At 58.6% G+C, this 14832-nt stretch carries 14 protein-coding genes; 12 read left to right on the top strand and 2 right to left on the bottom strand.

The genetic code is table 11. The features are described 5' to 3' along the window. The first annotated feature begins 239 nt into the window (after window positions 1-239). From ACT3IC_RS16020 to sixA, 4 genes are all read left to right on the top strand, one after another. Window positions 240-524: a YfcZ/YiiS family protein gene (locus tag ACT3IC_RS16020; protein WP_103180546.1), complete on the top strand. Its 285-nt coding sequence runs from the start codon at window positions 240-242 to the stop codon at window positions 522-524. 155 nt (window positions 525-679) lie between these two features. Continuing rightward, window positions 680-1990, top strand: a complete 1311-nt coding sequence (gene fadI / locus ACT3IC_RS16025; protein WP_103180544.1) for an acetyl-CoA C-acyltransferase FadI — start codon at window positions 680-682, stop codon at window positions 1988-1990. Beyond that, the gene (gene fadJ, locus ACT3IC_RS16030) at window positions 1990-4137 is read left to right on the top strand and encodes a fatty acid oxidation complex subunit alpha FadJ (protein ID WP_103180543.1); all 2148 of its coding nucleotides are present in this window, start codon (window positions 1990-1992) and stop codon (window positions 4135-4137) included. Before fadI ends, fadJ begins: the two co-directional genes overlap by 1 nt. A 209-nt stretch (window positions 4138-4346) precedes the next feature. Continuing rightward, entirely contained in the window at window positions 4347-4832 is a 486-nt protein-coding gene (gene sixA / locus ACT3IC_RS16035) for a phosphohistidine phosphatase SixA (protein WP_103180541.1), read from the top strand. 46 nt (window positions 4833-4878) lie between these two features. Here sixA and smrB read toward each other — a convergent pair whose 3' ends face one another. After that, complete coding sequence (gene smrB, locus ACT3IC_RS16040) at window positions 4879-5430, bottom strand: endonuclease SmrB (protein WP_103825178.1); 552 nt, start codon at window positions 5428-5430, stop codon at window positions 4879-4881. A 157-nt stretch (window positions 5431-5587) separates the two neighbouring features. On the opposite strand from smrB, the gene prmB reads away from it, so the two are divergent. The 6 genes from prmB (at window position 5588) to ACT3IC_RS16070 (ending at window position 10154) form a co-directional block, all read left to right on the top strand. Next, window positions 5588-6520: a 50S ribosomal protein L3 N(5)-glutamine methyltransferase gene (prmB, locus tag ACT3IC_RS16045; RefSeq protein WP_103180537.1), complete on the top strand. Its 933-nt coding sequence runs from the start codon at window positions 5588-5590 to the stop codon at window positions 6518-6520. A gap of 76 nt (window positions 6521-6596) precedes the next feature. Continuing rightward, window positions 6597-7682 (top strand): chorismate synthase, encoded by a 1086-nt coding sequence (gene aroC / locus ACT3IC_RS16050; protein WP_103180536.1) that lies wholly within the window; start codon window positions 6597-6599, stop codon window positions 7680-7682. Between the two features lie 2 nt (window positions 7683-7684). Further along, on the top strand, window positions 7685-8509 hold the full coding sequence (mepA, locus tag ACT3IC_RS16055; protein ID WP_473478150.1) for a penicillin-insensitive murein endopeptidase: 825 nt from the start codon (window positions 7685-7687) through the stop codon (window positions 8507-8509). Beyond that, window positions 8509-9318 carry a sulfite exporter TauE/SafE family protein gene (locus ACT3IC_RS16060; RefSeq protein WP_103180532.1) on the top strand — a complete coding sequence of 270 codons (810 nt, stop codon included), beginning with the start codon at window positions 8509-8511 and terminating at the stop codon, window positions 9316-9318. Before mepA ends, ACT3IC_RS16060 begins: the two co-directional genes overlap by 1 nt. After that, on the top strand, window positions 9318-9866 hold the full coding sequence (locus tag ACT3IC_RS16065; protein ID WP_103180530.1) for an elongation factor P hydroxylase: 549 nt from the start codon (window positions 9318-9320) through the stop codon (window positions 9864-9866). Before ACT3IC_RS16060 ends, ACT3IC_RS16065 begins: the two co-directional genes overlap by 1 nt. A gap of 9 nt (window positions 9867-9875) precedes the next feature. Then, window positions 9876-10154 carry a YfcL family protein gene (locus tag ACT3IC_RS16070; RefSeq protein ID WP_103180529.1) on the top strand — a complete coding sequence of 93 codons (279 nt, stop codon included), beginning with the start codon at window positions 9876-9878 and terminating at the stop codon, window positions 10152-10154. 35 nt (window positions 10155-10189) lie between these two features. Here ACT3IC_RS16070 and mnmC read toward each other — a convergent pair whose 3' ends face one another. Then, complete coding sequence (gene mnmC, locus ACT3IC_RS16075; protein ID WP_473478153.1) at window positions 10190-12193, bottom strand: bifunctional tRNA (5-methylaminomethyl-2-thiouridine)(34)-methyltransferase MnmC2/FAD-dependent 5-carboxymethylaminomethyl-2-thiouridine(34) oxidoreductase MnmC1; 2004 nt, start codon at window positions 12191-12193, stop codon at window positions 10190-10192. 157 nt (window positions 12194-12350) lie between these two features. Here mnmC and fabB point away from each other — a divergent pair, with 157 nt between their 5' ends. Together fabB and ACT3IC_RS16085 are read left to right on the top strand one after the other, a co-directional pair. Continuing rightward, window positions 12351-13568 (top strand): beta-ketoacyl-ACP synthase I, encoded by a 1218-nt coding sequence (gene fabB, locus ACT3IC_RS16080; protein WP_159339634.1) that lies wholly within the window; start codon window positions 12351-12353, stop codon window positions 13566-13568. Window positions 13569-13636: 68 nt separating this feature from the next. Beyond that, window positions 13637-14815 carry an MFS transporter gene (locus ACT3IC_RS16085; RefSeq protein ID WP_159339633.1) on the top strand — a complete coding sequence of 393 codons (1179 nt, stop codon included), beginning with the start codon at window positions 13637-13639 and terminating at the stop codon, window positions 14813-14815. Window positions 14816-14832: the final 17 nt, after the last annotated feature.

Raw genomic sequence — 14832 nt, forward strand, 5'->3', positions numbered from 1 at the left:
TTGCAAGGGTGTTTATGAATATTTACCGATATGTTTTTCGAAACGGGATCTGGTTGGCAAAATTGTGACCAGTTCGCGTCCTCCTAATGGGTGATTTTTGTTTTAGATCATTTTTACTTGTGATATTGCTCACTTACCCGGTTTAAAGCCATTAACAACTGGAGCCGCTCCCGCCCGGCGCGTAAAATATCAGCATCGTGTTTATCTCGCGCCATGCGCGAATGAAGAGGAAATCTACTATGAGTAAATGCAGTGCTGATGAAACCCCGGTTTGCTGCTGTATGGATGTGGGCACCATTGTGGACAACACGGATTGCACCGCCTCTTACAGCCGTGAGTTTACCCGCCGTGCCGACGCCGAAGAGACGCTGGCCGCGCTGACCGAAAAAGCCCGCGGCGTGGAGTCTGAACCGTGTGCAATCAACGCCAACTTCACTGAAGTGGAAGGTGGCGTTCGTCTGGACATCGACTTCGTGTTCAGCTGCGAAGCAGAATCCCTGATTTTTCAACTCGGTCTGCGTTAATCCCTTCCCGCGCCTCCCTTCCGGGAGGCGTTTCGTCTCCTCTCTGTGTGTTCGCTCGCAATTTTTCCTCTCCCCGATTGGCTAATGTAAAAATTTAGTTAAGACTGTTATCAGGTCAGACCACTTTGCGCATTTGTTATTCACAGGGGAGCGTTATGAGTCAGGCATTACCGCTAATCACCCGTCAGGGGGATCGCATTGCCATTGTCAGTGGATTACGCACGCCATTTGCCCGTCAGGCGACGGCATATCATGGCGTACCTGCCGTCGATCTGGGAAAAATGGTTGTAGGGGAGCTGCTGGCTCGCAGCGAAATCCCGCCCGAGGTGATTGAACAGTTGGTCTTTGGCCAGGTCGTGCAAATGCCGGAAGCGCCGAATATCGCCCGTGAAATCGTGCTTGGCACCGGAATGAATGTCCACACCGATGCTTACAGCGTCAGCCGTGCCTGCGCCACCAGCTTTCAGGCAGTGGCGAACGTGGCAGAAAGCCTGATAACCGGTACCATTCGCGTCGGGATAGCCGGGGGTGCCGACTCCTCCTCAGTTCTGCCGATTGGCGTCAGCAAAAAGCTCGCGCGTGTGCTGGTGGACGTCAACAAGGCCCGCACCACCGGGCAGCGGCTGTCACTGTTCTCGCGCCTGCGTCTGCGCGATCTCCTTCCTGTTCCCCCCGCCGTGGCGGAATACTCCACCGGGCTGCGAATGGGGGATACCGCCGAGCAGATGGCGAAAACCTATGGCATCACCCGTGAGCAGCAGGATGCCCTGGCGCACCGCTCGCATCAGCGCGCCGCAGAAGCCTGGGCAGAAGGCAAGCTGGCGGAGGAGGTGATGACCGCCTACACCCCACCATTCCGCGAACCGCTAAGCCAGGATAACAATATTCGCGGCACCTCTACGCTGGCGGATTATGCGAAACTGCGTCCGGCATTCGACCGCAAACATGGCACCGTCACGGCGGCGAACAGCACGCCGTTAACCGACGGCGCGGCAGCGGTGATCCTGATGACCGAATCCCGCGCCAGAGAGCTGGGCCTGAAGCCGCTCGGCTATCTGCGCAGCTATGCCTTTACCGCCATTGATGTCTGGCAGGATATGCTGCTGGGGCCGGCCTGGTCCACGCCGCTGGCGCTGGAGCGCGCCGGACTGACGATGGGCGATCTGACGCTCATCGACATGCATGAAGCCTTTGCCGCGCAAACCCTGGCCAACCTGCAACTGCTGGCAAGCGATCGTTTTGCCCGGGATGTGCTGGGCCGCGCCCACGCCACCGGCGAAGTGGACGAAAGCAAATTTAACGTGCTGGGGGGCTCCATTGCGTATGGCCACCCCTTTGCCGCGACCGGGGCGAGGATGATCACCCAGACGCTGCATGAGTTGCGCCGTCGCGGCGGTGGGTTTGGACTGGTCACCGCCTGTGCTGCGGGTGGCCTGGGTGCCGCAATGGTTCTGGAGGTAGAGTAATGGAGATGACAACGGCATTCACCCTGGACGTGCGTCCGGACAACGTGGCGGTCGTCACCATTGACGCCCCAGGCGAAAAGATGAATACCCTGAAAGCGGAGTTTGGCGGTCAGGTTCGCGCTATCCTCAAACAGGTGCGAGAAAACAAAGCCTTGCGCGGGCTGGTATTTATCTCGGCCAAGCCGGATAACTTTATCGCCGGGGCCGATATCAACATGATTGCCCGCGCTGAAAGCGCCCAGGAAGCGGAAGACCTGGCCCGTCAGGGGCAGCAGATCATGGCCGAAATTCACGCCCTGACCATTCCGGTGATTGCGGCGATCAACGGCGCCTGTCTCGGCGGCGGCCTGGAGCTGGCGCTAGCCTGCCACGGACGAATTTGTACCGACGACGCCAAAACGGTGCTGGGCCTGCCGGAGGTGCAGCTTGGCTTACTGCCGGGCTCAGGCGGCACCCAGCGCCTGCCGCGACTGGTGGGCGTCAGCACGGCGCTGGAGATGATCCTCGCCGGCAAACAGCTGCGTCCGCGTCAGGCCCTGAAAGTCGGGCTGGTAGATGAGGTGGTTCCGCATTCCATTCTGCTGGAGGCCGCCGTGGCGCGCGCGCTGAAAGGCAAACCCGATAGCCGTCGCTTACCGGTGCGCGAGCGCGTACTGGCAGGGCCGCTGGGCCGTGCGCTGCTGTTTAAAATGGTGGCGAACAAAACCGAGCAAAAAACCCAGGGCAACTACCCGGCGACAAAACGCATTCTTGAGGTTATCCATACCGGTCTGACTCAGGGCAGCAGCAGCGGCTATGCTGCAGAAGCGAAAGCCTTTGGCGAGCTGGCGATGACGCCGCAGTCTCAGGCGCTGCGCAGCATCTTTTTTGCCAGCACCGACGTGAAGAAAGATCCCGGCAGCGAAGCCGAGCCTGCGCCGCTGGCGTCAATTGGCGTGCTGGGCGGTGGCCTGATGGGGGGCGGGATCGCCTTCGTCAGCGCCAGCAAAGGCAAATTACCGGTGCGGATCAAAGACATCAATCCGAAAGGGATCAACCACGCCCTGCAGTACAGCTGGCAGCTGCTTGATAAAAAGGTCAAACGCCGCCATATCAAAGCCAGCGAGCGCGATCGCGAGCTGGCGCTGATCTCCGGCACCACTGACTACAGCGGATTCCGTCATCGCGATGTGGTGATTGAGGCAGTATTTGAAGACCTGGCGCTGAAACAGCAGATGGTGGCCGAGGTCGAAGCGAACTGTGCGCCGCACACCATTTTTGCCTCTAATACCTCCTCATTGCCTATCGGCGATATTGCGGCCCAGGCCGCGCGCCCTGAGCAGGTGATTGGGCTGCATTTCTTTAGTCCGGTAGAAAAAATGCCTCTGGTGGAGGTTATCCCCCATGCCGGAACCAGCCCGCAGACCATTGCCACCGTCGTTAAGCTGGCAAAAATGCAGGGCAAAACGCCGGTGGTGGTGGCTGATAAAGCCGGGTTCTACGTCAACCGCATTCTGGCCCCCTATATCAACGAGGCTATGCGCCTGCTGACCGAAGGCGAAAAGGTCGAGCATATCGATAATGCGCTGGTGAAGTTTGGTTTCCCCGTCGGCCCAATCCAACTTTTGGATGAGGTGGGAATCGATACCGGCACTAAAATTATACCTGTGCTGGAAAGCGCTTATGGAGAACGGTTTAGCGCGCCCGCAAACATTGTTTCTGCAATTTTGAATGACGATCGCAAAGGCAGAAAAAATGGCCGCGGTTTCTATCTTTACGAGCCAAAAGGGCGTAAAAGCAAGAAGCGGGTAGACCCGGCGATTTATGGGCTTATTAAGCCTGGCGGCGAGGGCAAACTCTCTGCGACCCAGTGCGCGGAACGCTGCGTGATGATGATGCTCAACGAAGCGGCGCGCTGCTTTGGTGAGAAGGTCATTAAAAATGGTCGAGATGGCGACATTGGCGCCGTTTTTGGCATTGGTTTCCCACCTTTCCTGGGTGGCCCGTTCCGCTATATGGATAGCGTAGGTGCGGGTGAAGTTGTTGCGATTTTACAACGACTGGCTGTGCAATATGGGCCGCGGTTTACACCGTGTGACACATTATTGCAGATGGCGGATCAGGGGCTGCGATTTTGGCCAGCAAAGGAAACTGACCTTGTAAATTAAGGTCAAATAAGAGTAAATCCGCCGTTGAAGGGGCTGGTCCTGTCTAATTTGTAAACAGACATTGACTATACTTACGCCGTTGAGGTAAAAAACAGCGTTTCATTCAACGGATGGATCAGGCACAATGCCCGGCCATCGGGTTTTTACCTCGTTAAGTGTTCACGCGGGGCAATAACACCGGTGATCCTGGTCAACAAAAGCGGTGCAATATGCAAGTTTTTATCATGCGTCACGGTGACGCGGCACTTGATGCTGCCAGTGACTCTGTACGTCCTCTGACGCCTTGCGGCTGTGACGAGTCCCGTCAAATGGCTACCTGGTTGAAAGGGCAAAAAGTGGATATTGAACGTGTCCTCGTCAGCCCGTTCTTACGCGCTGAACAGACGCTGGATGTGGTAGGGGAGTGTATGAACCTGCCAGCCAATGTCGATGTTCTGCCAGAGCTTACCCCGTGCGGCGACGTGGGTCTTGTCAGTGCCTATCTTCAGGCGCTGTGCAATGAAGGTGTCGCCTCTGCGCTGGTAATTTCCCATCTGCCGTTAGTCGGCTATCTGGTGGCTGAACTCTGCCCGGGCGAAACGCCGCCAATGTTCAGCACCTCTGCCATTGCCAACGTTACCCTCTCTGAAACGGGTGCTGGCGTCTTCAACTGGCAGATGAGCCCCTGCAATCTGAAGATGGCGAAAGCTATCTGATGTAAAACGGACCCAGGCGGGTAGCATCCAGCCACCCGCCTGTCTCTCAGGGGAGCTCAGGCGGTTGCCACTCTTCCACTTCAATTAACACCAGCAAGGCGGCATCACCGCCATACTCTTTCGGTGCCTGATGAAATGCCATCACGTGTGGATGCTGAGCCAGCCACAGTGGGGTTTGCTGCTTGAGAATATGTTTGCCGTGGCCGTGCATCACGCAGGCGCAAAAAACATGTTCGCGACGGCAGGCGGCAATCAGCGCGCCCAGCTCCTGTTTCGCCTGCATCTGGGTTAGCCCGTGCAGATCGAGGAACAGCTCCGGCGAATAATCTCCCCGACGCAGTTTTTTCAGCTCGAAATGGCTGACGTCCGCGCGCACATATTTCACCGCACCTTCCGTATTTAGCAGCGGCTGAAACTCGTCGGAAAAGTAGTGGCTGGCGTCGGCCTGCTCCTGAATCAGCCGTTTTACCGGAACTTCACTCACTTTTTTGCGCTGCGGGCGGTGGACAATGGTGTCCTGCTTGATTTGACGCGTGCCGGTCATTAACTGACGAAACAGCGTTTGATCCTCCTCGCTGAGCGATATTTTCTTTTTCATGGGGTCGTCTCATCTCTTATTTCCGACAGTGTACCTGACTCACTGCGCGGCAAAACGCATTTTTTCAATGCCGGCGGCGGCTGACAATGCTGATTTATCGCCGTCTTCATGGCACACTAGCCGCCGAAAATTTAGCGAGCATGCCCTGGAGAACATAGTGGATAAAATTTTTGTCGATGAAGCGGTGAATGAGCTGCAAACCATTCAGGACATGTTGCGTTGGGCGGTCAGCCGTTTCAGCGCGGCCAATATCTGGTACGGCCATGGTACCGACAACCCATGGGACGAGGCGGTACAGCTGGTTTTGCCATCCCTCTATCTGCCGCTGGATATTCCGGAAGATATGCGCGCAGCCCGCCTGACCTCCAGCGAAAAACACCGCATCGTTGAGCGCGTGATCCGTCGCGTTAACGAGCGCATTCCGGTTGCCTACCTCACCAACAAAGCCTGGTTCTGCGGCCATGAGTTTTTTGTCGATGAACGCGTGCTGGTGCCGCGCTCGCCGATTGGTGAGCTGATCAACAACCAGTTCGCCGGCCTGATTGACCATCAGCCTGAGCATATCCTGGATATGTGTACCGGCAGCGGCTGCATCGCCATTGCCTGCGCGTACGCCTTCCCGGAAGCAGAAGTGGATGCTGTCGATATCTCTCCTGATGCGCTGGCGGTAGCGGAACACAATATTGAAGAGCACGGTCTGATCCATCATGTCACGCCGATCCGTTCCGATCTGTTCCGTGACCTGCCAAAAGTGCAGTACGACCTGATTGTGACCAATCCGCCGTACGTTGACGCAGAAGATATGTCAGACCTGCCAAACGAATACCGTCACGAGCCAGAGCTGGGCCTGGCTTCCGGCTCCGACGGCCTGAAGCTGACCCGCCGCATTCTGGCCTGTGCGCCGGATTATCTCACCGACAACGGCATTCTGATTTGTGAAGTCGGTAACAGCATGGTACATCTGATGGAGCAATATCCGGATGTGCCGTTCACCTGGCTCGAGTTCGACAACGGTGGGGACGGCGTCTTCATGCTGACCAAAGCGCAGCTTCTCGCCGCGCGCGAACACTTCAGCATCTACAAAGATTAATCCAACGGGCTTCGGCCCGTTTCACATTGCGCAAACACAGAAAGCTCAAACACAGAACAACGAAAACGGAGCCGTGATGGCAGGAAACAGTATTGGACAATTATTCCGTGTGACGACGTTTGGTGAGTCCCACGGGCTGGCGCTGGGCTGTATCGTCGATGGCGTACCGCCAGGCATCGAACTGACTGAAGCCGATTTACAGCACGATCTCGACCGACGCCGTCCAGGCACGTCACGCTACACCACCCAGCGCCGCGAGCCGGATCAGGTCAAAATTCTGTCAGGCGTCTTTGAAGGACGCACCACCGGCACCAGCATCGGCCTGTTGATTGAGAATACCGATCAGCGTTCCCAGGACTACGGCGCCATTAAGGATGTGTTCCGTCCGGGCCACGCCGACTATACCTACGAGCAGAAATATGGTTTTCGCGACTATCGCGGCGGCGGACGCTCCTCCGCCCGTGAAACCGCCATGCGCGTCGCGGCAGGGGCCATTGCCAAAAAATACCTCGCACAGAAGTTTGGTATCACCATTCGCGGCTGCCTGACCCAGATGGGCGACATCCCGCTGGCGATCGCCGACTGGGAGCAGGTTGAGCAGAACCCGTTCTTCTGCGCCGACGCCTCGAAGCTGGAAGCGCTTGATGAACTGATGCGCGCCCTGAAGAAAGAGGGCGACTCCATTGGCGCCAAAGTCACCGTGGTGGCTGACGGCGTACCGCCGGGCTGGGGCGAGCCGGTCTTTGACCGCCTTGATGCTGATATCGCCCATGCGATGATGAGCATCAATGCGGTAAAAGGGGTGGAGATTGGCGACGGTTTTGACGTGGTTCAGCTTCGTGGCAGTCAGAACCGGGACGAGATCACAGCCCAGGGCTTCCAGAGCAATCACGCGGGCGGCATTTTAGGCGGCATCAGCAGCGGGCAGCAGATTATCGCCAACATTGCGCTGAAACCAACCTCCAGCATTACCGTGCCGGGCCACACCATTAACCGCTCTGGTGAAGAAGTTGAGATGATCACCAAAGGACGTCACGATCCCTGCGTCGGGATCCGCGCAGTGCCGATCGCCGAAGCGATGCTGGCGATCGTGCTGATGGATCACTTCCTGCGCCAGCGCGCGCAGAATGCGGATGTGACGACCACCATTCCACGCTGGTAACCATGAAAAAAACCGCAATTGCTCTGCTGGCGCTGCTTGCCAGTGGAGCCGCTCTGGCGGCAACGCCATGGCAAAAAATCACCCATCCGGTCGCGGGCAGCGCCCAGTCGATTGGTGCGTTTTCTAATGGCTGTATCGTTGGTGCGCAGGAACTTCCTCTGCAGTCGGATACGTATCAGGTGATGCGTACCGACCAGCGCCGCTACTTCGGCCACCCGGACCTGGTGCTGTTTATTCAGCGTCTGGGTAACCAGGTGCATAACCTGGGGCTCGGCACGATGCTGATTGGCGATATGGGGATGCCGGCAGGTGGACGCTTTAACGGCGGCCACGCCAGCCACCAGACAGGGCTGGATGTCGATATCTTCCTCCAGCTACCAAAAACCCGCTGGACGTCAGCACAGCTGCTGAAGCCGCAGGCCCTCGATCTGGTCTCCAGCGATGGCAAGCGGGTGGTGCCGTCGCGCTGGTCGCCAGAGGTCTCCAGCATGATCAAGCTGGCGGCGGAAGATAACGACGTCACGCGTATCTTCGTTAACCCGGCCATCAAGCAGCAGCTATGCGAAGATGCCGGAACCGACCGCGACTGGCTGCGTAAAGTGCGGCCGTGGTTCCAGCACCGCGCGCACATGCACGTGCGCCTGCGATGCCCGGCGAACAGCCTCGAGTGTGAAGATCAACCGTTACCGCCGCCAGGCGATGGCTGCGGCGCGGAATTACAAAGCTGGTTTGAGCCAGCGAAACCTGGACCCACCAAGCCTGAGAAGAAGACACCGCCTCCGTTGCCGCCTTCCTGCCAGGCGCTACTGGATGAGCATGCCCTGTGATGGACCAATTTGCTGAGTTGTTTATGGTGTCGCCGCTGATGCTGGTGGCGCTGTTTTTTATCGCCATGCTGGCCGGGTTTATTGATGCCCTGGCCGGTGGCGGCGGGTTACTGACGGTTCCGGCGCTGCTAGCGGCGGGCATGAGCCCGGCCCAGGCGCTGGCGACCAACAAGCTGCAGGCCTGCGGCGGATCGTTATCCGCCTCGCTCTATTTTATCCGCCGCAAGGTGGTGAGCCTCGCCGATCAGAAGCTCAACATCCTGATGACCTTTATCGGCTCTACCAGCGGGGCGCTGCTGGTTCAGCACGTGCAGTCTGATATTTTGCGCCAGATTTTGCCGATTCTCGTCATCTGCATTGGTCTCTATTTTTTACTGATGCCGAAACTGGGTGAAGAGGACAGGCAGCGCCGCCTGCACGGTCTGCCGTTTGCGCTGATCGCGGGCGGCTGCGTCGGCTTTTACGACGGCTTCTTCGGGCCCGGGGCCGGGTCGTTTTACGCCCTGGCGTTTGTCACGCTGGCCGGTTTTAACCTCGCCAAATCCACCGCCCATGCGAAAGTGCTGAACGCCACCTCTAACGTCGGTGGCCTGCTGCTCTTTATCATCGGCGGGAAGGTGATTTGGGCGACAGGCTTTGTGATGATGGCCGGACAATTTCTGGGCGCGCGGGCAGGTTCGCGCCTGGTGTTAAGCAAAGGGCAACAGCTCATCCGTCCGATGATTGTCATTGTCTCGGCCGTCATGAGTGCCAAACTTCTTTATGACAGCCACGGACAGGAGATCCTCCACTGGTTGGGGATGAACTAATGAACAGTACGCATAAATATGAACAGCTGATTGAGATCTTCGACGGCTGTTTTGCTGATGATTTTAATACCCGTCTGATTAAAGGCGACGACGAACCGATCTATCTTCCTGCTGATGCAGAGCTACCGTACAACCGGATCGTCTTTGCCCACGGCTTTTACGCCAGCGGTCTGCATGAAATATCCCACTGGTGCATTGCCGGTAAAGCGCGCCGCGAGCTGGTGGACTTTGGCTACTGGTACTGCCCGGACGGGCGTGACGCCGCGACCCAGGGGCAATTTGAAGATGTGGAAGTGAAACCCCAGGCGCTGGAATGGCTCTTCTGCGTGGCGGCAGGATTTCCGTTCAACGTCAGCTGCGACAATCTCGAAGGCGACTTCGAGCCAGACCGTATTGTCTTCCAGCGCCGCGTGCACGCGCAGGTGATGGAGTACCTTGAAAAAGGCATCCCGGAACGTCCGGCGCGCTTGATCAAGGCTTTACAGAATTATTACCACACGCCGGACATCACGGCGGAACACTTCCCGTGGCCGGAAGATCTTAACTGAGGAAAGAAGATGATCGCAGAATTTGAATCACGCATTCTGGCGTTAATTGATGACATGGTGGAGCACGCCAGTGACGATGAACTGTTTGCCAGCGGTTATCTGCGTGGTCACCTGACGCTGGCCGTCGCCGAACTGGAAGCCGGTGACGACCACTCTGCGGACGCGGTGCATGCTGAAGTTTCCCGCAGCCTGGAAAAAGCGATTCTGGCCGGCGAACTCTCTCCGCGCGACCAGTCATTAGTGCTGGGGATGTGGGAAACCTTGTTTCAGAAAGCCAGCCTGAACTAATCGGTAATCGCCCGGTGGCGCTACGCTTACCGGGCCTACGCTTTCACCCTTTTCCCCTTCAACAACTTTCTTACCCATAACCGGTTCGGATTGAGCGCGGCCAGCGTGTGGCTGTCCAGCGGGATCGGCTCGTTACTCATCTGGGCGGCAAGAACCTCCGCCGTCAGCGGCGCCGTACAGAGCCCGCGGGAGCCCAGCCCGCCGAGCATAAACAGATTCCGGAACGCCGGGGCGCTGACCGCCTGGGATGTGTTGCTGGCGAGATCCTGATAAGCCGTCAGCGTGGCTTCATAGTCCGGTACCGCACCCGTCATCGGCAGATGATCGCGGGTGGCGCAGCGAATGCCGTTGCGCGCCTCGCCTGCGCTGACATCCACCTCACGCGCCCATGCCGCCTGCGGCAAACAGTCGAGCAGACGCTGGCGATTATGCTGCTGGTCCTCATCGCTGTACTGCGGCTCGGTCTGGCCGCGATGATAGCTTGCGCCGATGCAATGCTGGCCGTTGGCTGGATTTTGCGGGGTCAGATACCCGTCGTAGCAGAGCACCTGACGTAGCTGGCTCAGCCGCGGTGCCGCCGGGATATGGCTCACCTGACCGCCCACCGGGTAGACCGGCAGTGGTGCGGTCTGGCTGAACTGGCTGATGCCGTGTCCGTTCGCCAGCACCACGCTGCCATGCTGCGCCTGCTCACCGTCGGCAAACTGCAACATCCACCTGGCGTCGGTCTGGGCCAGCGACGTTATCTTGCGGCCATAGCGCACCTGCAGGCCCAGAGTTTGCGCCAGCGCGATCGCCGCTGCGGTAAGCTGCGCCGGGCACAGCCAGCCGCCGAGCGGATACTGGATCCCGCCGCAGCCGGTGGGCACCCCGGTGCTCTCCGCCACCTGTTGGGCGTTCACCGCCACCGCAATCTGCTCGGGCAGGCCCAGAGCCAGCATCTGGTCGATTTTTTTCTGGTTCTTTTCATCCCAGCCCAGCTGGGTGACGCCGCACCAGGCATGATCAAAGGCCACCGGCAGGGTGTCGTACAGGCGGCGGGCAAAGGTGAACGCCGCCGGGAAAAACTGGCTCAGTGCAGCATCCTGGGCGCTGAGCAGGGGATAGAGCGCCCCCTGACGATTGCCGGAGGCGCCTGCTGCCGGGGCATCGTCGGCGCAGTAGAGCGTCACCTGCCAGCCACGGCGCAGCAGCGCCAGCGACAGTAGCGCGCTGGCAATCCCGCCGCCCACCACGGCGGTTTCGCGCCCGTCGCTGGCCGGACGGGCAAACCACGGGGTGCGGGCAGGGGAGGGGCAATCCTGCTCCATCACCCCGACAAGCATTTCGCGCTTGCGGCCAAAGCCTTTGGTTTTTTTCATGGTGAAGCCCGCTTCCTGCAGGCCGCGACGGACAAACCCGGCGCAGGTAAAGGTGGCGAGCGTTCCCCCGGGCCGCGCCAGACGCGCCATGGCGGCAAACAGCCCAGGGCTCCACATATCCGGGTTTTTGGCCGGGGCAAAACCGTCGAGGAACCAGGCGTCAACCTGCTGGTTCAGGGAGTCATCCAGCTTATCGGTGAGTTCGTTAATATCCCCCAGCCAGATATCGAGCGTGACGCGCCCGCCGTCCAGCAGCAAACGATGGCAGCCTGCGATAGGCAGCGGCCACTGGGCCTGGAGCTGTTCCGCCCACGGCGCCAGCTCGGGCCAGTGCTGGTGGGCCAGACGGAGATCGTCGGCGGCCAGCGGGTACTTCTCAAAACTGATGAAATGTAACCTTTGCAGAGTAGCGTCAGGGTGTGCCGCACGAAAGCGATCGAACGCTTGCCAGAGGGTAAGAAAATTCAGCCCGGTGCCAAAGCCGCTTTCGGCCACCACAAAGAGATCGCGGGGATGCAGCGGAAAACGGGAATTTAGCTGATTTCCCTCGAGGAAAACATAACGCGTCTCCTCCAGTCCGTTATCATTAGAGAAGTAGACATCGTCAAAATCTCGGGAAACAGGTGTACCCTCAGCGTTGAATTCGAGGTTGGCGGGTTGTATAGCGTTTTGTTTCACGTAAGTTACTCGTCTGACAGGCTGTGCCGCGATCTTAACGATGTGCGTCTGATGGTGCAAATTTCCACAGAAATTGGCTGATCGGACTTGTTCGGCGTACAAGTGTACGCTATTGTGCGACTCGAAACTTAAATAGTGCGACTTACAGAGGTATTGAATGAAACGTGCAGTGATTACTGGCTTGGGCATCGTTTCCAGCATCGGTAATAACCAGCAGGAAGTCCTGGCATCTCTGCGTGAAGGACGCTCCGGGATCACCTTCTCTGAAGAGTTTAAAGATTCCGGTATGCGTAGCCACGTATGGGGTAATGTAAAACTGGACACCACGGGCATGATCGATCGCAAAGTGGTCCGTTTCATGAACGATGCCTCCATCTACGCCTATCTCTCTATGCAGGAAGCGATTGCTGACGCTGGCCTGAGCGAAGAGGTTTATCAGAACAACCCGCGCGTGGGTCTGATTGCTGGCTCCGGCGGCTCCTCTAAAGCGCAGGTGTTTGGTGCCGACGCGATGCGCAGCCCGCGCGGCCTGAAAGCGGTCGGTCCATACGTTGTGACCAAAGCGATGGGTTCAGCGGTTTCCGCTTGCCTCGCAACCCCGTTCAAAATCCACGGCGTAAACTACTCCATCAGCTCCGCTTGCGCGACCTCTGCACACTGTATCGGTAACGCGGTTGAGCAGATCCAGTTGGGTAAACAGGACATCGTATTTGCTGGCGGCGGCGAAGAGCTGGGCTGGGAAATGGCCTGTGAGTTCGATGCGATGGGCGCCCTGTCCACCAAATACAACGAATGCCCGGAAAAAGCCTCCCGTACCTATGACGCAAACCGCGATGGTTTCGTTATCGCTGGCGGCGGCGGTATGGTCGTGGTGGAAGAGCTGGAACACGCTCTGGCCCGCGGTGCGCACATCTATGCTGAGATTGTTGGCTACGGCGCCACCTCCGATGGCGCAGACATGGTGGCTCCATCAGGCGAAGGCGCAGTGCGCTGCATGAAGATGGCGATGCACGGCATTGATACCCCAATCGACTACCTGAACTCCCACGGTACCTCTACTCCGGTAGGCGACGTGAAAGAGCTGGGTGCTATCCGTGAAGTGTTCGGCGACAACAGCCCGGCTATCTCCGCCACCAAAGCCATGACCGGTCACTCCTTGGGTGCGGCTGGCGTGCAGGAAGCGATCTACTCCCTGCTGATGCTGGAAAACGGCTTTATCGCGCCGAGCATCAACATTGAAGAGATGGACGAGCAGGCCGCAGGTCTGAACATCGTAACTGAAACCACCGAGCGTGAACTGACTACCGTCATGTCCAACAGCTTCGGTTTCGGCGGCACCAACGCCACGCTGGTGATGCGTAAGCTGAAAGCATAAGCGTTTGAATGTATAGTAGAAGGGAGCCTGATGGCTCCCTTTTTTTATGCCTGAACATGGAGTTATGCATGACGGCCGTTACCACAGATAAACACGCCGCTTCCGGCAACGTCTCGCTGTTCCGTATCGCCTTTGCGGTATTCCTCACCTATATGACCGTCGGCCTGCCGTTGCCGGTGATCCCGCTGTTTGTGCACCAGGAGCTGGGCTATGGCAACACCATGGTCGGCATCGCCGTAGGTATTCAGTTTCTAGCCACGGTGCTAACCCGCGGCTATGCCGGACGGCTGGCGGATCAGCACGGCGCAAAACGCTCGGCATTGCAGGGCATGTTCGCCTGCGGGCTGGCGGGGGGTGCATGGCTATTGGCCGCGCTGCTGCCGGTAGAGGCTGCCTGGAAATTCGCGCTGCTGGTGGTGGGGCGATTAATTCTCGGTTTTGGTGAAAGCCAGCTCCTGACCGGCACCCTGACATGGGGGATGGGGCTGGTCGGGCCTGCGCGTTCCGGCAAAGTGATGTCGTGGAACGGAATGGCGATCTATGGTGCGCTGGCCGCAGGCGCGCCGCTGGGTCTTTTGATCAACAGTCAGTTGGGCTTTGCGGCGCTGGCCGCCACCACGATGGCACTGCCGCTGCTGGCCTGGGCGTTTAACGGCTCGGTGCGTAAAGTTCCGGCCCATAAAGGCGAACGACCTTCCCTGTGGAGCGTGGTGGGGCAGATCTGGCAGCCAGGCCTGGGCCTTGCGTTGCAGGGCGTTGGCTTCGCGGTGATTGGCACCTTCGTTTCGCTCTACTTTATGAGCCGCGGCTGGGCGATGGCCGGGTTTACGCTCACCGCTTTTGGCGGCGCGTTTGTACTGATGCGGGTGCTGTTCGGCTGGATGCCGGATCGCTTCGGTGGCGTAAAAGTAGCGGTGGCGTCGCTGGTAATTGAAACCGTGGGTCTGGTGTTGCTCTGGCAGGCGCCGAGCGCGCCGGTAGCCCTGCTGGGGGCAGCCCTGACCGGCTGCGGCTGTTCGCTGATCTTCCCGGCGCTGGGTGTTGAAGTGGTTAAACGCGTTGCCCCGCAGGTGCGGGGCACGGCGCTGGGGGGCTACGCCGCCTTTCAGGATATCTCATACGGGATAACCGGGCCGCTGGCGGGGCTGTTAGCCACCTCGTTTGGCTACCCTTCGGTCTTCCTGGCCGGGGCCGTTTCAGCGGTGGTGGGGATTGTGGTGACGCTGGTGGCGTTTCGCCGGGGTTAGCTGTTTGTTGCCGGGTG

The sequence above is a fragment of the Leclercia sp. GHBNCSD genome (assembly GCF_055805075.1).